This window comes from Mycobacterium sp., from assembly GCF_036273375.1.
GTDB lineage: Bacteria > Actinomycetota > Actinomycetes > Mycobacteriales > Mycobacteriaceae > Mycobacterium.
In genome coordinates this window covers 35,727-54,791 of record NZ_DASUHS010000093.1, presented here as the reverse complement: position 1 = coordinate 54,791, position 19,065 = coordinate 35,727, and the positions used below count along the sequence as shown (strand labels likewise).

At 65.5% G+C, this 19,065-nt stretch carries 18 protein-coding genes and 1 pseudogene; 14 read left to right on the top strand and 5 right to left on the bottom strand.

Going from position 1 to position 19,065, the window contains the following annotated elements; all coding sequences use genetic code 11:
- The 3 genes from VFW69_RS08885 to VFW69_RS08875 all read right to left on the bottom strand — a co-directional run.
- On the bottom strand, positions 1-1,279 hold a 1,279-nt coding region (locus VFW69_RS08885), incomplete at its 3' end, for a YhgE/Pip domain-containing protein (RefSeq protein ID WP_526500250.1).
- Positions 1,280-1,336: 57 nt separating this feature from the next.
- Complete coding sequence (locus VFW69_RS08880; RefSeq protein ID WP_526500248.1) at positions 1,337-2,062, bottom strand: pirin family protein; 726 nt, start codon at positions 2,060-2,062, stop codon at positions 1,337-1,339.
- A 25-nt stretch (positions 2,063-2,087) separates the two neighbouring features.
- Positions 2,088-2,966, bottom strand: coding sequence for a MarR family transcriptional regulator (locus VFW69_RS08875; protein ID WP_526500260.1), 879 nt, complete (start codon positions 2,964-2,966; stop codon positions 2,088-2,090).
- A gap of 74 nt (positions 2,967-3,040) precedes the next feature.
- Between VFW69_RS08875 and VFW69_RS08870 the strand changes: the two genes are divergently transcribed.
- Entirely contained in the window at positions 3,041-4,174 is a 1,134-nt protein-coding gene (locus VFW69_RS08870; RefSeq protein WP_526500246.1) for an NAD(P)H-dependent amine dehydrogenase family protein, read from the top strand.
- Here VFW69_RS08870 and VFW69_RS08865 read toward each other — a convergent pair.
- Entirely contained in the window at positions 4,171-5,583 is a 1,413-nt protein-coding gene (locus VFW69_RS08865) for an alpha/beta hydrolase domain-containing protein (protein WP_526500244.1), read from the bottom strand. The genes VFW69_RS08870 and VFW69_RS08865 overlap by 4 nt on opposite strands.
- A gap of 13 nt (positions 5,584-5,596) precedes the next feature.
- Positions 5,597-6,731, bottom strand: a pseudogene (locus VFW69_RS08860) (RNA polymerase subunit sigma-70).
- Here VFW69_RS08860 and VFW69_RS08855 point away from each other — a divergent pair.
- The 13 genes from VFW69_RS08855 (at position 6,724) to VFW69_RS08795 (ending at position 18,999) form a co-directional block, all read left to right on the top strand.
- Positions 6,724-7,518, top strand: a complete 795-nt coding sequence (locus VFW69_RS08855) for an alpha/beta hydrolase (RefSeq protein ID WP_526500258.1) — start codon at positions 6,724-6,726, stop codon at positions 7,516-7,518. The pseudogene VFW69_RS08860 and the gene VFW69_RS08855 overlap by 8 nt on opposite strands.
- A gap of 123 nt (positions 7,519-7,641) precedes the next feature.
- Positions 7,642-8,391 carry a DUF2786 domain-containing protein gene (locus tag VFW69_RS08850; protein WP_526500242.1) on the top strand — a complete coding sequence of 250 codons (750 nt, stop codon included), beginning with the start codon at positions 7,642-7,644 and terminating at the stop codon, positions 8,389-8,391.
- The gene (locus VFW69_RS08845; RefSeq protein WP_526500240.1) at positions 8,388-8,900 is read left to right on the top strand and encodes a TIGR04338 family metallohydrolase; all 513 of its coding nucleotides are present in this window, start codon (positions 8,388-8,390) and stop codon (positions 8,898-8,900) included. The genes VFW69_RS08850 and VFW69_RS08845 overlap by 4 nt, the downstream gene beginning before the upstream one ends.
- Before the next feature lie 44 nt (positions 8,901-8,944).
- Positions 8,945-11,020: a glycoside hydrolase family 3 protein gene (locus VFW69_RS08840; RefSeq protein ID WP_526500256.1), complete on the top strand. Its 2,076-nt coding sequence runs from the start codon at positions 8,945-8,947 to the stop codon at positions 11,018-11,020.
- A gap of 525 nt (positions 11,021-11,545) precedes the next feature.
- Positions 11,546-11,992, top strand: coding sequence for a nuclear transport factor 2 family protein (locus VFW69_RS08835; RefSeq protein WP_526500238.1), 447 nt, complete (start codon positions 11,546-11,548; stop codon positions 11,990-11,992).
- Entirely contained in the window at positions 11,993-12,697 is a 705-nt protein-coding gene (locus VFW69_RS08830) for a nitroreductase family protein (RefSeq protein WP_526500236.1), read from the top strand.
- Positions 12,676-13,809 (top strand): amidohydrolase family protein, encoded by a 1,134-nt coding sequence (locus VFW69_RS08825; RefSeq protein ID WP_526500234.1) that lies wholly within the window; start codon positions 12,676-12,678, stop codon positions 13,807-13,809. Before VFW69_RS08830 ends, VFW69_RS08825 begins: the two co-directional genes overlap by 22 nt.
- Before the next feature lie 12 nt (positions 13,810-13,821).
- On the top strand, positions 13,822-14,637 hold the full coding sequence (locus VFW69_RS08820; protein ID WP_526500232.1) for an SDR family NAD(P)-dependent oxidoreductase: 816 nt from the start codon (positions 13,822-13,824) through the stop codon (positions 14,635-14,637).
- A gap of 404 nt (positions 14,638-15,041) precedes the next feature.
- Positions 15,042-15,593 (top strand): TetR/AcrR family transcriptional regulator, encoded by a 552-nt coding sequence (locus VFW69_RS08815; RefSeq protein ID WP_526500230.1) that lies wholly within the window; start codon positions 15,042-15,044, stop codon positions 15,591-15,593.
- 61 nt (positions 15,594-15,654) lie between these two features.
- Complete coding sequence (gene cyp51, locus VFW69_RS08810; protein WP_526500228.1) at positions 15,655-17,007, top strand: lanosterol 14-alpha demethylase; 1,353 nt, start codon at positions 15,655-15,657, stop codon at positions 17,005-17,007.
- A gap of 2 nt (positions 17,008-17,009) precedes the next feature.
- Positions 17,010-17,276 (top strand): ferredoxin, encoded by a 267-nt coding sequence (locus VFW69_RS08805; protein WP_526500226.1) that lies wholly within the window; start codon positions 17,010-17,012, stop codon positions 17,274-17,276.
- Positions 17,277-17,282: 6 nt separating this feature from the next.
- Positions 17,283-18,161, top strand: a complete 879-nt coding sequence (locus VFW69_RS08800; protein ID WP_526500224.1) for an LLM class F420-dependent oxidoreductase — start codon at positions 17,283-17,285, stop codon at positions 18,159-18,161.
- Between the two features lie 19 nt (positions 18,162-18,180).
- A complete protein-coding gene (locus tag VFW69_RS08795) occupies positions 18,181-18,999 on the top strand; it encodes an SDR family NAD(P)-dependent oxidoreductase (protein ID WP_526500222.1) in 819 nt (272 codons plus the stop codon).
- Positions 19,000-19,065: the final 66 nt, after the last annotated feature.

Below are 19,065 nucleotides of genomic sequence, written 5' to 3'. Positions count from 1 at the left end.
CGACCGCACCCTGAATCCGGTGAAAGCCCTTGCGGTCGTAAAGGTGCGTGACGATGCCGCCGAGCAGCAGCCCGATGACGAGGCCGATCGTCGTCATGGTCAGGGCCTGGGTTACGCCGGCATCGCCGTGGCCGCCGAAGTAGAGCAGCGACCGGGTCCCGAGGAAGACCTGGTGCATCGGTTCGAATTCGGCCAGCCAGCGGAAGAAGGACGGTGTGGCCTCCAGCGGCACCGTGGCGCCGGCCGACGGCAGTCCGAGGATCACGAAGATGAGCAAGCTGACCAGCATTCCGGCCGTCCCCAGCACCGACAGCAGGGAACTGGACGTGATGCCCACGGCGGCGATCGCGAAGACGCCGAACGCCCAGAGTTGCCAGCTGTGGTCGATGGGCATGCCGAGCGCGTCGGCGATCGCCAGATACACCGCCGAGGTGAGCAGCCCTAGCAGCACCATCAGGGCCCACTTCAGCAGCAGCGTCTGAAATCTGGAAATCCTGACCTGCTCGGCGAACCGGTACACCGGGCCGAATTCGGCGGGCACATAACCGAGCAGCGCGTCGACGAGCGTGCTGACCACGATGCTGCCGGTGAATCCGGCCAGCAGCAGCAAGAGCGCATAGTAGAAAGCCGACAGGCCGTTGCCGGTGCCGTTCGGCAGGGGGTTGTATACGTTGGACTGGATGTCGATGGGGGCGCTCAGGCCCACCTGGGCCGCCCCGGCCAGCGGTGCGCCGCCGGTCTGCGCGGCCACCTCCGCCATAACGCGTTGCCCGGCTATGCCGTTGGCCATCCCCATCGCCGTGTTGAGGGTCTGACCGGCGATGCTCGCGCCGAGCGTGCCGGCCCTCGGATTGGTGGAGACCGTGATCGACGGCCGGTCCGCGCGGGCGGGCAGCACAGCGCTGGTCGCGAAATCCCGCAACTTCGACGAGAAGCTCGGCGGTATCAACACCTGGCCGTACACCCGGCCGGTGTCCATTTGGTGCTTGGCCTCGCCACGGGAGAGCACGCGAACGTCGAACTTGTTCTTGTCCAACCCATTGACCAGGCGGTCGACGATCTGTGCGCCACCGGGGCCGGCGTCCTCGTTCACCACCGCGATGGGGAAATGACGCAGGTTTGTCGTCGGGTTCAAGATGCCGCCGAGATAGAGCGCGCACAGCGCCGACATCAACGCCACGGTGATCACCAGGGGTGCCGCCCAGAACCGCACGGTGCGGATCGCCTTGATGTTCCGATTGGGATTGGGCGCCGCGTGCTGCGGGTGCGAGTGAGGCATGCCGACTCCTGTCTGTCGTGCTCACTCTATGGGCTGCGGAGCCGGCCCTCTATGGCCTCAGTCACCAAGCTTCGCGTGCATCTCCCAGATCAGCAGTTCTGACGGCTCGCTCGCCGACACGCGCCGGCCGTCGGCGTCGGTGAATCGGACGGCATCGCCCTCGGCCACCGCGCCTATTCCTTCCACGCTGACGCTGCCCCGGGCTGCGAAAAGGTGCAGGTAGGGAGCTTGCGGAAGGCTCACCTCCGCACCGGCCGCCAACCGTGTCACGTGCAGCGCGGCGTTGCGGTTGTGCAGGGTGATCGCGGCGTCACGCGCGGACATGCCTGAGGCGATCGTCACAAGATTGTCCGCCAACAGCTTCTCGTCGATCTCGTGCTGTTGGTAGCTCGGTGGGACACCGGCCTCATCGGGGACCACCCACATCTGCACGAAATGAACCGGCTCAGTGGAGGAGTCGTTTCGCTCGGAGTGCAGGATTCCGCTGCCGGCCGACATGCGTTGCGCCAGGCCGGGATAGATCACCCCATGATTGCCGGCGGAGTCGTGATGCGACAGTTCGCCGCGCAGCACCCAGGTCACGATCTCCATATCCCGGTGCGGGTGGGTGTCGAATCCCGTTCCCGGCGAGACGATGTCGTCGTTGTTCACCAGCAGCAGCCCGAAATGGGTGTTGTCCGGGTCATAGTGGTCACCGAAGGAGAAAGAGTGCCGGGATGTCAGCCACGGGGTGCTGGTGAGGGCCCGAGTTCCCGCATCCCTTATCACCGTGCTGGCGGACATCACCCCAGCCTAATCTGTTGCCGCGTCAGGTCACCGCCGCGGTGAGCAGGCCTTGGGCATGCCGAAGTGCCGTGTCGAGTTTCGGCAGGGTCAGCCCGGTGGAGTGACCCAGGTGAATCTCGATTTGGTACTCCGGCTGGCCGTCATGGCCGAATATCGGCAGGACTACGAATTCCGTTGTGGCCAAATCCGTCTCGAGCGCATCGGTGACCGACCGCAGGGTCACCATCGTCATCAGCGTGGTGAGCTGACGGGTGACCTGCGCCGTCGGCTCCAGCGAGCCCAGCACATCGGCAAGCCGAGTGTGCAGCGAGCGGTGAGTGTCGTCGAACCGCCACGCGCCGTAGCCGCGGGCGCGAATATCGGCGAGTACCAGTCGGTGCTCGGCAATTTCGATGCGAGTCAGCCTGGGCATCACGCGATGCAACCACATCTCGACGAAGTCGTCGTCGCGCCAGGCCATGGCGACCAGACCAAACGGCGGGTCGATGGGGAAGCGCTGCCCCACGGCACGCTCGCCGTCGGTGCCATGGCCGACCGCGTCGACGGTGGTCAAATGCCGGGCTCCGATCCTCGACATCGAGCAGCCCGCCCCGAGCGTGTGGTGCAGGAAACGCAGCGCCTCACGCCCGCGGTCCAACAGGGGGAACTGCTCGCGCAGGCCGTGAACCAGTCCGAACAATCCGCTGCCCAGCACGTAGCGACGATCGTCGCGGCGCGCCACCCAGGCCCGCCGTTCCAATTCGGCCAGCACCAGCGCGCAGGTCGAGGTGCTGATCGCGCAGCTCTTCGCCAGCTCGGCCGAGGTCAGGCCGTATGGCGAATTCGCCAGGGCGGCAAGGATGTTCACTACGCGGGCGGTGGGCGGTGATTTGGCGCCCGATCCGGCCCAGGTCGCGGCCATTGACGTATCCACCGCCACCTCCCTACGATCCGTCCAAAATAGCAGAATATGAGTCCTAATATTAGGAGAGAGTCGTGTTTAAGGTGGGAGTATGGGGGCCGGGTTCGATGGGCGTGGTCGCCCTGCGGGGCGTGATCGACCATCCGGAGCTGCAATTGGTCGACGTCGTCGTGCACAGCGATGCCAAGGCGGGTCGCGATGCGGGAGAGCTGTGTGGCATCGCGCCCGTCGGCGTGGTGGCCACCCAGGATCCGGCCGCCCTCTTGGCCGGTGACGCCGACGTAGTGGTATACGCGGCCGGCGCGAACTTGCGGCCGCTGGAAGCCGTCGAGGACATGGTGTCGATCCTGCGGGCCGGAAAGAACGTGGTGTCGTGCTCGGTGGTGCCGCTGGTCTTTCCCGACGCCGTCGACGCCGCGTTCACCGACCCGCTGCGCCAGGCCGCGATCGACGGAGGTGTGTCGTTCTTCACCACCGGCATCGACTCCGGGTTCGCCAATGACGTGCTGCCGCTGGTCCTTACCGGCGTCTCCCGGGTGATCGAGTCGATACGGGTGACCGAGATGTTCAATTACGCCACCTATCCGGATAAGTCCGCCGTCTACGAGATCCTCGGCTTCGGCCAGCAGCCGGCCTACCCGGCCTTCGCGGCCCAGCCGGGGATCTTCACCTTCGGCTGGGGTCCGGTGCTGCACCAGTTGGCCGCCGGCCTGGGTGTCAAGATCGACAACATCGAGGAGACCAACGAGCGGATCCCCGCCCCCGAGTCCTTCGACACCCCCACCGGTCACATCGCCGCCGGAACCATCGCCGCCATGCGTTCGACGCTCACCGGTTACGTGGACGGGAAGCCAACTTTCGTGCTCGACCACGTGACGCGCATGCGTGACGACATCGCCCCGGACTGGCCGCATCCGCGCATCTCCATCGCGCCGAAAGACCTCGGCTACGGGCCGGCGTCCGGACAAGGGCTGTACCGGGTGGAAATCGAGGGCTCGCCCTGCATGCGCTGCGAATTCGAGATGGCCGAGGACGCAGACCACGACCTGGGAGCCCGCATCGCCGGCTCGTCGCGGATGGTCAACGCCATCCCCGCGGTATGTGCGGCCCCGCCCGGACTGCTGTCCGCGCTGGACCTGCCGCTGATCACCGGGACCGGCCTGGTGCGTCCGGTACCGGGTCCGCCCCCGGACAGCCGACTGTTCTAAGCCCGGCCGTCGGGATACGTCGCGGCGGCGAGCTGCAGGATCTCGGCGCGGTCGGCCGGCAGGATGAACCCGGAGCCGATCGCCGCGTCGAGGGCGGCGGTGAAGCTTTCCAGGTACTGCGTGCCGCCACCCGGATAGAGCCGCTGAATCGTGTTGGCGTCGAACAGCTCTCCAGAGCCGAAGATCGCCGACATGATGCTCTCTTCGCCGCCCAGGCCCGACGTCCTGGCGATCGGCACGTCCACCCATGGGGTCCTGATGCCACCGCGGGCGAGTCCGTTGCCGTCCGTAACGGGTTGCGGCCCAGCGCTTTCGTGGACCTCGAGCGGCTCGGCGCCCGGCGCGGGTTCGCCGGTGGCGACCCAGGTGTTCAGCGCCGCGAGCGCCGCCTGCACCACGTAGTGGTGCTGCGGCCCGAAGTTGATGTTGTGCGCCAGCTGCTGGCCCATCAACATGTCGGTCGGCGTGTAGCCGGCCACGATGGCCTCGAGCGGTGCCGAGCCGCTGTCGATGAATGCCACCTGGATCGTGTAGTTGTCGGCGTGGGCGGCACCGGCGATCTCCCAGACCCGCAGCCGCTCGTTGTCCGGCTGTCTGGCGAAGTAGTAGCCGTCGCGCGGGCCGCCGAAAACATCGGTCTCGGTGATGACCGTCAGCAGCGGGGCCCGCAGTTCCGGACGGAACGTAACCGCCTGCATCGCAGGGGATTCTTCGAAGATCGAGGTGCCGTCCAGCGGGGCGGCCGGGCCGAACCGCGAATGCACCAGGAACCCGTCATAGATGGGAGCCAACGGATCGACGGCGTTGATATAGGTCGTGAGGAACATCGCCGATTGGGATTCGCCCAGTGCGATGACGCGTTGCGCGGGCAGGCCTTGCAGGATGGCGCCGTGTTCACCATTTTTGATGAGCCCGCCGACCTGGGAGAAGATGTCGTAGGAGAACGCGTCGCCCGGATGATGCAGGGCCGCATACCGTTGCGGGTCTTGGCTTTTCAGTGACATATCCCCGCCGAGCAGGCTTTCGCCGCCCTCGACTCCCACCCGCTGAGCCGAGACCGCGACGTAGGCGTAACCGGCGCGCAGCATTTCGCGGTGCGCCATCATCCACACCGCGGCGGCGTCGATGCCACCACTGACGTTGAGCCACTCAACGAGCACCGTCCCGTTGAACCGGGCCGGGTCGGACGGCGTCAACACCACGATGCGGGTGGTGAAATCGGCCGAGCCCGAGGGTGTTACGTCCCACCGGCCGTCGGGGCCCAGCTCGCTCACCGGGGTGTAGCGGCAGGCGGTGCCGGCGATCAAGAACTCCTCGACGCCGTAGCCCACCTCGGCCAGGTCAAAGGCGCTCAGCAGCAGCGCCGGCCGGCCAGGGGTGGGCGTCACCCGGGGGCGGGTGTTCGTCATGGAAGCATCCTTGTCACCTCTGGGCGGCGGACAGCGAGCTGGGCAGCCCGAATTTCGTGAACAACGTGTCGTCGAGGAAAGCCACTACATGGGATACCTTGCCGTCCTGCACATCCAGCACATGCAACTGAAAAGGAACATGCACCTCGCCGGCGCGCATGTACATGGCCGCGGCAGGCTGGCCGTTGGCGATCAGCGGCAGCATGCGCATGTCCCCGCTGACCTCCGCCGGGCACTGCTGATGAATGAGGGTGACGATGGCCCCAGCGCCCTGATACCAGCCGGTGTGCGGCGGCATCTCCCAGATCGCCTCCGCGGTGAACATATCGACCAGCCGGTCGATGTCGTAGGTTTCGAACGCGGCGATGTAGCGCGCCAGCAGGTCCTGGGCCTCGGCCGAATCCGGCTGCGCCAGTTCGTCTTCGGCGCTGGGTCCAACCGCTTCGAGCTGAGACCGGGCCCGCTGCAGCAGGCTGTTGACTGCGGTGGTGGTGGTTCCGACCGCATCGGCCACCTCAGCGGAGCGCCATCCCAGCACGTCGCGCAGCAGCAGCACCGCCCGTTGCCGTGGCGGGAGATATTGCAGCGCAGCGACAAACGCCAACCGCACCGACTCCCGCGACCCGACGACGACCGACGGGTCGGCCGGATGCTCGGTCAGCTCCGGCAGCGGCTCCAGCCACGGCACCTCGCGTCGCTCCACCAGCTCGGCGGTCGGGTCCGAGCTCGGAGCACCCAAGCCCACCGGCAACGGCCTGCGCTGGCGTCCCTCCAGTGCGGTCAGGCAGGTGTTGGTGGCGATGCGGTGCAGCCAGGTCCGCACCGAGGACTTGCCCTCGAAACGGTCGTACGCCTTCCATGCCCGCAGCAGGGTCTCCTGCACCAGGTCTTCCGCGTCGTGCAGGGACCCGGTCATTCGGTAACAGTGGGCCAGCAGTTCGCGGCGATACGGTTCGGCGTGCGCCGAGAAACCCTCGCCGGCCACCGGGTCACCTTCAGAGTTTTGCGCGAGAAGGTTCATCCGCAAGAGCCTACGCAGTGTCGGGGCAGACGGCCCGTATCAGCAGCCACTACGCTGCCCGTAATGACTAGGACCTCCGAGTGAACCGCACCGAACGCAGTTTCGATGGGTTCGGCGGTGTGCGCATCGTCTACGACGTCTGGACACCCGACACCGCCCCGCGAGCCGTCCTGGTCCTCTCACACGGTCTCGGCGAGTACGCGCGTCGCTACGACCACGTCGCAAAGCGCTTCGGCGAGGCCGGCCTGGTCACCTACGCGCTGGACCATCGCGGGCACGGCCGCTCCGGCGGTAAGCGGGTGCTGGTGCGCGACATCCACGAGTACACCGCCGACTTCGACACCCTGGTCGGCATCGCCACCCGAGAGCACCACGGCCTCAAGTGCATCGTGCTGGGGCACAGCATGGGCGGCGGAATCGTCTTCGCCTACGGCGTCGAACGCCCGGACAACTACGACCTGATGGTCCTGTCGGGGCCCGCGGTGGCGGCCCAGGATCAGGTCTCGGCGCTGCTGGCGCTGGCCGCCAAGGTGCTCGGTGCCGTCGTGCCCGGGCTGCCGGCGCAGGAACTCGACGTCGACGCCATTTCCCGTGACCCCGCGGTGGTGGCCGCCTACAAAGACGACCCGCTCGTGTACCACGGCAAGGTGCCGGCCGGCATCGGCCGCGCGTTGCTGCAGGTCGGCGAGACCATGCCGCGACGGGCACCGGCCCTGACGGCGCCGCTGCTGGTGGTGCACGGGGAGCAGGACCGGCTGATCTCCGTCGCGGGCAGCCGTCGCCTCGTCGAGTGCGTGGGGTCCACCGATGTCGAGTTGAAGGTCTACCCGGGGCTCTACCACGAGGTTTTCAATGAGCCCGAACGCGAGCAGGTGCTTGATGACGTGGTCTCCTGGATCACCGCTCGCCTGTGAGGGCGGGCGTGTCGGCCCGCTCCCGTACTTTGGCGCCATGACTGACGCGGGCGACGATGCAGAGCGAAGCGATGGGGTGGGGGTACCGCCCAGCCGCGGAGCGGCGAGGGGGAGAGCGGCGCTATGACTGACGACAAGATGCTGGCGCGCATCGCCGCACTGCTGCGTCAGGCCGAGGGTACCGACAACACTCACGAAGCCGACGCGTTCATGTCCGCCGCGCAGCGGCTCGCGACGGCCGCGTCCATCGACCTTGCGGTGGCGCGTTCCCATTCGGTTGAACGGTCGGCGGCGCAGACGCCGACGCAGCGCACCATCACCATCGGGGCCGCCGGCACCAAGGGGTTACGCACTTATGTGCAGCTGTTCGTGCTGATCGCCGCGGCCAACGATGTGCGCTGCGACGTGGCCTCGAATTCGACGTTCGTGTACGCCTACGGGTTCGTCGAGGACATCGATGCCAGCCACGCCTTATACGCCGGCCTGGTCGTCCAGATGGTCCGCGCTTCGGACGCCTACCTCGCCTCTGGTGCGCATCGTCCCACGCCGACTATCACCGCTCGCCTCAACTTTCAGCTGGCGTTCGGGGCACGCGTCGGCAAGCGGCTGACCGAGGCCCGCGACCAGGCTCGGCAGGAAGCCACCAAAGACCGCCGTCGGTCGCCGGGTACCGCTATCGCGTTGCGGGACAAGGAGGTCGAGCTGGTGGACTACTACCGCGGTGCGTCGAAGGCGCGCGGCACCTGGCAGGCCGGCCGGGCGTCGGCGGGGTATTCCTCGGCGGCGCGGCGTGCCGGGGACCGGGCCGGCAAGCGAGCGCGGCTCGGCAACAGTGCCGAACTCCCCGGGGCGCGGAGCGCGCTGAGCGGGTGACGGCGGGGAACTTCCCGAGGCGGGATTCTCAACGCTCCAAGGTCTATGCGGCTGAGGAGTTCGTCCGGACGCTGTTCGACCGTGCCGCCCAGCACGGCTCACCGGTGGTGGACTTCTTCGGCACACAGTTGACGCTGCCGCCGGAGGGGCGATTCGGTTCGGTGGCGTCCGCGCAGCGCTATGTGGACGACGTGCTGGCGCTCCCGGCGGTGCGGCAACGGTGGCCAGCTGTGCCGCCGCTGCGGGTCCGACCGCGGCGCGCCGCCACCGCCGCGCACTACGAAAACCGCGACGGCACAGGTGTTATCGCGGTTCCCGATCACGACACCGCCGACTGGGCGCTGCGCGAGCTGGTGGTGCTGCACGAAGTGGCGCATCATTTGTGCCGGGCCGAGCCGCCGCACGGCCCCGAGTTCGTTGCGACGATCTGCGAGTTGACGGAGCTGGTGATGGGACCGGAACTGGGGCACGTGCTGCGCGTGGTCTACGCCAAAGAGGGCGTTCGTTGAGCCACGCCGATCCCGACGCGCGGGCACGTGCGGTCGAAGCCCGGATGACCGACGACGAGCGATTCGCGCTGCTGGTGTCGGTGATGGGAGCCGGCGAGATGTTGCCGGTGCGCGACGAGCGCATCCCCGCGGACGCGCCGATGAGTGCGGGATACGTGCCGGGGGTTCCGCGTCTGGGTGTGCCGGCGTTGCTGATGAGCGATGCCGGCCTGGGCGTCACCAACCCCGGGTTCCGCCCGGGCGACACGGCCACCGCGCTGCCCGCGGGTCTGGCGCTGGCCGCCAGCTTCAATCCGTCGCTGGCCCGGGCCGCCGGCGAAGTCATCGGCCGCGAAGCGCGCAGCCGCGGGTTCAACGTGCAGCTGGCGGGTGCGATGAACCTGGCCCGCGACCCGCGCAACGGCCGCAATTTCGAATACCATTCTGAGGACCCGCTTTTGACCGCCACGATGGCCGCCGAGTCGATCGACGGCATCCAGCGCCATGGCGTGATCTCGACGGTCAAGCATTACTCGTTGAACTGCAACGAAACCAATCGGCACTTCCTGGACGCGGTCATCGATCCCGCCGCGCACCGCGAATCCGACTTGTTGGCCTTCGAATTGGCGATCGAGCGCTCGCGACCCGGCGCGGTGATGACCGCCTATAACAAGGTCAACGGCGACTACGCCGCGGCGAACACCGTCTTGATCAACGACGTGCTGAAAGGAGCCTGGGGTTACCGCGGGTGGGTGATGTCGGATTGGGGTGCGACGCCGAGCTGGCAGTGCGCCCTGGCCGGCCTCGATCAGGAGTGTGGGGCCCAGATCGACGCGCTGCTATGGCAGGCCGAGTCCTTCGGTGCGCCGCTGCGCGACGCATACGCCGACGGCCGGCTGACCAAGGAGCGCCTGTCGGACATGGTTCGCCGGATGCTGCGGTCCATGTTTGCCGTCGGTATTGACAACGCCGATGCGGCGCCGACACCGGACCTGGCTGCGCACAACGAGATTGCGCTGGACATCGCCCGGCAGGGAACGGTGTTACTGATCAACCGGGGGATGTTGCCGTTGGCACCCGGGTCGAGCGTGCGCATCGCCGTCATCGGCGGATATGCACACATGGGCGTGCCGGCCGGATACGGTTCCAGCACCGTCGTTCCGCCGCGCGGATACGCGGGCGTGGTGCCGATCGGCGGCACTGGGCTGGAGGCCGGGCTGCGCAATCTGTACCTGCTGCCACCGAGTCCGCTGGACGAGTTGCGAAAACAGCTCCCGCACGCCCAGATTGAGTTCGATCCCGGGATCAGTCCGGCCGAGGCGGTGCGGGCGGCGCGCGGGGCCGACATCGCTATCGTGTTCGCGGTCCGCGCGGAGGGCGAGGGCTTCGACATCGCCGACCTCTCGCTGCCGTGGGGCCAAGACGAGCTGATCACGGCGGTGTCGGCGGTCAACCCCAACACCGCCGTGGTGCTGCAGACCGGCAATCCGGTGTCGATGCCCTGGCGGGACTCGGTGAACGCCGTTGCGCAAGCGTGGTTTCCGGGCCAGGCCGGTGCCCAGGCCATCGCGGAGATTCTCACCGGGAAGGTCAATCCGTCGGGCCGGCTGCCGATCACCTTTCCGGTCGATCTGGCCCAAACGCCGCGCCCGCAACTGCCCGGCGCCGGCGAACCGTGGGGGACACCGACCACGATCGACTACGTCGAAGGAGCCGACGTCGGCTACCGCTGGTTTGCCGCGCGCGGTCATGAACCGATGTTCGCCTTCGGCCATGGGTTGTCCTACACCAGGTTTGACTACCGCGACCTGGTGGTCAGCGGGAAAGAGACCATCCGCGCCAGTTTCAGCGTCGTCAATGTCGGCGACCGCGCAGGGGCGGACGTAGCCCAGTTGTACCTAACGGCCGCCGCCGGTGAACCGTGCTTGCGGCTGCTGGGATTCGCGCGGGTGGAGCTCGAGCCGGGTGCAATGCAGTGGGTGACCATCGAGGCGGACCCGCGCCTGCTCGCCCGCTACGATGGCGGCGCCGGGACCTGGCGGATCAACCCGGGCGCCTATACGGCGGCGGTGGGTATTTCGGCTACCGCCATGCGGGCGACGGCCACGGTTCAGCTGACCGGCCGTACGTTCGGGCGATGATCCACACGGGCGCACACCCGAGCGCATGTCTGCGACGGGTGGAGAGGTTGACGGCGGTCGCCCAAAGGCACGGTCGTTTCATCCTCGAGCTGACCATGTCGTGGCTGCTCGCCCAGCAAGCTGTTGCGTCGGTGATCGCGCGCGCGACCTGCCGATCAGACTCACACCCGGCGTTCGCCCGGCGGCCAACACGAGGGGGCAGGCCGTCACGTGACGCCGCGCATTTTGTCCGACGCCGACCGTTGCCGGACACGCGTCGTGCAACGGAATCGCTCCCCAGGTCTACCAGCTCGACGACGACGGCTATTGCCACAATGTCCCCACCACGATCGAGGACTCGCTGCGCGATCTTGCCATCGCCGGGGCGGAGGCTTGTCCAGAAGGTGTGCTCCGCGTTGTCGAAGATTCAGACGCATAGCGACGCCGCTGCGCGGTTGAGCAGTCCCAACCGGTGGCACCGGCGCTCCCTGACGATGTGTTCAGGCGGTAGCTTCCCAGATGTCACGACCCTTCAGGAAGGTAGCCATGCCCGCTTCTCGCGCGTCCAATAAAGACATCGCGCAGACGTTTTTCGACAACCTGTGGGTGGACACTGCCATCGCGCGCAGCGTGGCAACCGACGACGTCACATGGGTGACGACCCGAGGCGTGCCCATTCCCGGAGCCGAGGACACAATCGAACACGTCGGGTGGGACGCCGTTGAACACGTCTCGAAAAGTGGGCTGGGGATCGAGACCGGCTACATCCCGGAGACGATGACTTTCCCGGTGCGCGAGTTCCTCGAAGTCGAAGGGGACAGGGTGATCTTCCGCTTCACCATGGCGTGCAAGACCAAGGCGGACAAGGACTACGTCAACGACTATCTGTTCCTGATCGACATGCGCGACGGTCTGGTCGCCCGCTTTCAGGAGTATTGGGACTCAAAGCAGGCCTACGATCTGCTACTCGCGCCGGGTCTCGGGGGCCGCTAGATGTCGAACAACCAACACTCGGCGACCCATCCGGTGCTCGACCTGAGCATTGACGAGGTTCTGACCACGACGCGGAATGTGCGTAAGCGTCTTGACTTTTCGCGACCGGTGCCACGTTCGGTCATCGAAGAATGCCTGACGCTGGCACTGCAGGCACCGAACGGTTCGAACAACCAGGGCTGGGAATGGATTGCGGTCGAAGATCCGGCACTCCGAAACGAGCTTGCTCAACTGCAGCGCCAAGCCCTCGAACTATTCCTCGGGGACGCCGGGCCCAATCCTTCTGTCGGCACCCGGATCGACGTCGGCCGCAACGAGCGCATGGCCGAGATCAGCGGGTCGGTGATCTATTTGATGGAGCACATGCAAGAAGCGCCCGTGCTCATGGTCCCAGCGGTCCTGACGCCGGGCCGGTTGGAGAGAGCCAACAGCTTCTACCAGGCGAGCACGTGGGGCTCGATCCTGCAGGCGGTGTGGAGCTTCATGCTCGCACTGCGATCGCGCGGTCTTGGCAGCGCGTGGACGACGCTGCAACTGTGGAAAGAGCGGGAAACCGCTGAGCTGCTCGGCATTCCGTACGAGGACTACACCATCGCGGGGGTCTTCCCGGTTGCCTATACGGTCGGCGTCGACTTCAAGCCGGCGCAGCGGCGGCCGGTCAACGAGGTGCTGCACTGGGATAGGTGGTCAAGCGCATGCCAGTAATCGATTGCGATTGCCATTTCGAAACGACCATCGCACGAGATGAGCATCCCTTCCGCGAAGTCCTGTCGCGCATGCCCGATAGCCGGGAAGTGATGCGATATGCGATGACCGAGGATCTGGCAAGGGCGACGCCGCGCGAGGATAGGCCCGCGATCGACGAAATCGTGCAGTTCCTGCCTCGAGAGAACACGTCGTCGATGCAGCAGATGCTGCTCGAGGATGCCGGAGATCCCGAGTTCGTAGTCTCCACTGTCGACGAGCGGATCGGCTGGATGGACGATGTCGGCATCGACATCGCCCTCATCAATCCTGGCAATTGGTTTCTGTTGGCCGAATTCGTCGATGATCGCGCTGCCGCATTCCGCCGCTGCAACGACTTCCTGGCGGATCGCTTAGGGGAAAGAACCGACCGGTTGCTCCCGGTCACCCTTGTCGATTTCAGCGACCTGGCCGGCGCAGCGGCCGAACTGCGCCGCATGCGTGATCGTGGCAGTAGAGCGTTCTGGATCGAGGCGCGACCGTTCAACGGTATGTCGCCGGCTCACCCCGATTGGGATGTCGTATGGGCAACGGCGACCGACCTCGGCATGATCGCGCTGTTGCATGTTGGACGTACGCCAGCCAACTTCGAGGGATGGGGAAACGCCGGCTGGATGCAACCGGGCGGCGGCGGGATGATGGGGTATTTCAGCTATGCGAACGCCATGCGTCACCAAGCGGCCGAATTGCTGCTTGCCGGAATGGTTTACGGAGGTGTGTTCGACCGACACCCAGCGCTGACTGTCGTCACCGAGGAATTATTGGTCAGTTGGTTGCCTGGTTTCGTCTCACGCTGCGATTCGTTCGGGCGTGGCGACACGGTCCGACGTAACATCCGCGCGACGCCGCTGATCGGTCTTGGCGACAAGGATCCGCTCGAAGCGGTCCTGCCGCTGCTTCCGGAAATGCTCGTCTTCTCGTCGGACTATCCGCATGGCGAAGGCAATGCCTCGCCCATAGATCTGCTCGAACCTGCCTTGTCGAATCTGGATGCGGCTGCCCGGGCAGCATTCCTCGGGGAGAATCTTGCCGACTGCTTCGCCCGGATGGGCGATCCGCTCCCAGTGCGATGAGTGGGAAGGCCAGTGCGTAAGCATCATCCGCTTGACCGGTTCGCCGGCTCGTGGGCACTGGTCACCGGTAGCGCCCGCGAGCAAGGCCTGGGCTTTGCGTTCGCGCGCCAAATAGCCGGCCGCAAGATCAATCTCGTGCTGGTGGACATCCTCGAAGAGGACCTTCAAGCGCGGGCTGCCGAGTTGCGGTCGCAATATGGTGTCGACGTCCGTCCGATCACTGCTGACCTCGGCGACCTCTCGGTATATCCGTCGATAATGGATGCGCTTGGCGATGTCAGCGTCGACTTGCTGATCTGTGACCACATGTTCACCCCGGGGGACACCCCGAAAATTCTGGATATGCCATTGGATGTCCACAACACGATGATCGACATCAACGCACGGGCGTACGTCAACCTCATTCACCGCTTCGGGAACCTGATGGCAAAGCGGGGAAGAGGGGCCATCGTGATCGTGGCCTCGGGTAGCGGATTGGTACCCGCCCCCTACACGGGTCCGTACGCCGCCAACAAGGCATTTCAGATCGTATTCGGTGAAGCATTGTGGTACGAAACCCGCGGCACCGGCATCGACGTGCTGGTGATGTCCGCCGGCTTGATGGACACCCAGGGTGATGCGCTGTCGAATTACCCGCGGTGGCAACTTGCCGACCCCGCTGATGCCGCGGCCGAAACATTGCACACCATCGGGCGCAAGCATCTCGTCATGCCCGGGCGCCCAAACCGACTGGTCACTCTGGTCAACACGCGATTGATGTCACGGCGCCGCGCCGTCACGACGATGGGCCGGTTCATGGAAAGCGGGTTGGGCAAGACCACCGGCTAGGCCCGGGTCGGCGGTTGTGCGATGAGCCGGCCGTTTCCGCGCAACCTGTTCAGGCGCGCCATCGCCGACCGGCTTCCCCTCAGCAAATCAACGGGAAACCCCGACGGTGGGTGGCTCGGCGGCATGAAAGGAGCTTCAGCCGTCTTCGCTTCCTAGGCCTCGGCCCATGCTCCTGAATACGGACAGCTGTCTGTATTAACGGAGATTGCCGGCCTGACCGTCCACGTCCCGCCGCATGTCGTGGATCCTCGGTGTGCCGAGGTACGCGATTTCAGTGCGCAATTCACGGGCATATTGCGTCTGAGCGCCGATGCCGCTAATCTGAACAAGTGTCCGGAAATGAGACGACACCGTCCCCGACCCGCACTGTGCAGCGGCGACGAAACGTGCGGTCTGAGCAGAGCATGCGCAAGCTGGTTGCCGCGGCGGTGGAGGAGTTGAGCGAGTCGACCTACGGCGAGTTGACGGTGCGCACCGCGGCGGCCCGCGCGGGCGTATCGCCCACGACCGCCTACACCTATTTCCCCTCCAAGGACGCACTGATCGCCGAGGTCTACCTTCGCCTGCTTCGTGAGGCGGCCATATTCACGGACGTCAACGACACCGCGGAATCGCGAGTCAACGCGCAGTTGCGGGAACTCGCGCTCTTGATCGCCGACAAGCCGCATCTGGCCGATGCGTGCACCATCGCGCTGATGGCCGACGACGTCGTCGTGAACGAAATTCGCTCGCATATCGCCACCGAGATCAGTCGCCGAATCGCGGCCGCCCTGGGGCCCGGTTATCCGGCGTCAATGACTTCCACGCTGCACTTGCTTTTCTCCGGTGCGATGATGCACGCCCGGGACACTGTCGGCGGCTACGCTCGCGTCGCCGCGCAGCTGGACGAGGCCGTGCCCCTGATCCTTCGTTCTCAGCTAGCGCAGCCCATGCCTGCCGCCGAACGGCTTGCGTAGTGAACAGCCACGATCGCGGATGCTTCAGCGCGAGTATCGAACACGAGGAGAACCTGAACTCATGACGACAGCGATCGTTCCGCGTGTCTCCGGCGGAGGGGGCGAGCACGGCCATCTCGAGGAGTTTCGTACCGACCCCATCGGTTTGATGCAACGGGTGCGCGACGAGTGCGGTGACGTTGGCATCTTTCAGCTCGCCGACAAGGAGGTGGTGCTGCTCACCGGGGCGGAGGCCAACGAGTTTTTCTTCCGTTCGGCCGACGAGGATCTCGACCAGGCTGAGGCATACCCGTTTATGACGCCGATCTTCGGCAAGGGAGTAATTTTCGACGCGACCCCCGAGCGGCGCAAGGAGATGCTGCACAACGCTGCGTTGCGTGGTGAGCAGATGAAGGGCCATGCGGCCACCATCGAGGGCGAAGTCAAGAAGATGATCGCGGACTGGGGCGACGAGGGTGAGATCGAACTGCTCGACTTCTTCGCCGAGCTGACCATCTACACCTCCACGGCATGCCTGATCGGGTTGAAGTTCCGCAATCAGCTCGATCACCGGTTCGCCGAGTACTACCACGACCTGGAGCGCGGCACGGATCCGTTGTGCTACGTCGACCCGTACCTGCCGATCGAGAGCTTCAAACGCCGTGACGAGGGACGCGTCAAACTCGTTGCGCTGGTGCAGGAAATCATGGATCAGCGACTCGCCAACCCGCCCAAGGAAAAGGCCGATCGCGACATGCTCGACGTGCTGGTGTCGATCAAGGACGAGCAGGGCAATGCCCGGTTCTCGGCCGACGAAATCACGGGCATGTTCATCTCATTGATGTTCGCCGGGCACCACACCAGCTCGGGGACGTCGTCGTGGACGTTGATCGAACTGATCCGCCATCCCGAGGTCTATGGGGAGGTCCTCACGGAACTGGACGTACTCTATGCCGACGGCCAAGAAGTGAGTTTTCATGCGCTGCGCTCGATTCCGAAGCTGGACAACGTAGTCAAGGAGACGCTGCGGCTACATCCGCCGCTGATCATTGTCATGCGTGTGGCGAAGGGCGAGTTCGAAGTACGCGGTCACCCGATTCATGAAGGTCAGATGGTGGCCTGCTCGCTGGCGGTATCCAACAAGATCCCCGAGGACTTCCCCGAGCCGGAACGGTTCAACCTGGACCGCTACGACAAGCCCGAGCAGGCCGACCTCGCCAACCGGTGGACGTACATCCCGTTCGGTGCGGGCAGGCACCGCTGCGTCGGAGCCGCGTTCGCCACCATGCAGATCAAGGCGATTTTCTCGGTTCTGTTGCGCGAGTATGAATTCGAGATGGCACAGCCCGCCGACTCATACCGCAACGACCACACGAAAATGGTAGTGCAGCTGGATCGACCGGCCAAGGTTCGCTACCGCAAGCGCGGCAGGTAGGGATGACCATCGCCTGTCGAGTCGAAGTAGACCTGGACCTGTGTCAGGGCCATGCCATGTGCGAGGTCGAAGCACCCGCCCAATTCCACGTTCCAAAACGGGGCAAGGTCGAAATCCTCAACGCCGAACCGCCGCAAGAGGATCGCGACGCGGTGCAGAGCGCGATCGACATGTGCCCGACCCGCGCGCTGTCCGTCCACTATTGGACACCTGAAATGCCCGAGCCGGGTCCTGTCCAGCGAAACCATCCGGCAACCGAAAGGGATTGACCCAGCATGGACTTCGGCATCGTTCTCTTCACCAGCGACCGTGGAATTTCCCCCGCGGACGCGGGGGCTGCGGCGGAGCAGAACGGGTTCACCACGTTCTACGTTCCCGAGCACAGCCATATACCGACCAAACGTGAAGTCGCTCATCCTGCGACGGGTGACGCCAGCTTGCCCGACGACCGGTACATGCGGACATTGGATCCGTGGGTCAGCTTGGCCACGGCCTGCGCGGTGACCACCAAGATCCGGCTATCGACCGCGGTCTGCCTGCCCGTTCAGCACGATTGCATTACATTGGCCAAGTCGATCGCAACCTTGGATCACCTCTCCGGCGGCCGAGTTGAGGTGTGTGCCGGTTTCGGTTGGAATCTCGAGGAGCTGGCCGACCACAATGTGCCCACAGGGCGGCGCCGAACCATGCTTCGCGAGTACATCGAAGCCATGCGCGAGCTTTGGACCAAGGAAGAAGCGTCATACAGCGGTGAGTTCGTCAATTACGGGCCCAGCTGGGCGTGGCCGAAGACCGTTCAGGAACACGTTCCGGTGTTGATCGGTGCGACGGGCAACGAAAAGAACTTCAAGTGGATCGCAAAGTACGCCGATGGCTGGATGTCGACTCCCCGGGACGCCGATATCGAGAGATTGGTCAAATCACTTTACGTCGAATGGGATTCGGCCGGCCGCACGGAACTGCCGAGGATCGTTGTTCTCGATACGGACAGGCCCGACGCGGCGCGGCTGTCCCGGTGGGCTGACCTCGGAGTGTCCGAAGTGGTCTACGGAGTGCCCGACAGGTCCGCCGAAGAGGTACAGGCATACCTGGGCAGGCTGTCGGACAAGCTGGATACGTTCGGCCCTCTCGCCGCTTCCGCGGCGGCTCAGTGACTCACCCCTCGAAGGGACCATGGTGACCGACCGCCTGAAGGACAAGGTAGCCATCATCACCGGCGCGGGAAGCGGCATCGGTGCCGCGACAGCATGCGCGATGTCGCGCGAGGGCGCCTCCGTCGTCGTCGCGGATATCCACCAAGCCAACGCCACCACTGTCGTCGAGGAAATCAGGTCGGTCGGGGGGTCGGCGGTAGCCACGCACACCGACGTCACGAACGACGCGGAGGTCGAGGCGATGGTGAATACCGCGATCAACGAGTTCGGCCGGCTGGACATCATCCACAACAACGCGGGCGCGGCTCAGGTGTCTCTCGACACCGACATCGTCAGCACGCCGGAGTCGGCGTGGTGGCTGGCCTACAACGTCGACCTCATGGGAGTGGTGCTGGGATGCAAGCACGCCATCCCCGAGATGGTCAAGACCGGGGGCGGATCTGTCATCATCACCGCCTCATCGGGGCCGTTGTTCGGCCAGCACCTATTCATCGCCTACGCCGCCGCGAAGGGCGCCGCACTGGCGGTGACGAAGTACGTTGCCACCAGCCATGGCCCGCAAGGGATTCGCTGCAACGCCATCGCACCGGGCCTGGTCCTCACCGCCGGCGTCGAGAGCGCGTTTCCCAGCCAGGGCCTGTTGGATGCGTTCGCCCGACACCAGACGCTTGAGGGATTCATCAGACCCGACGACGTCGCCAGCCTGGCGGTCTTTCTCGCGAGCGACGAGTCGCGCTACATCACGGGTCAGACCCACATCATCGATGCGGGTGCACTGACGATGGGGTCGGCGGTCCCCGACTTCAACGACGCGATCAACGAGATGGTGGGCGGCTGACGCCAGCGAACAGACCGCCATGGTCGCGACGGCGATGGATCCAGCAGCTCGACACGGGAGGAGACC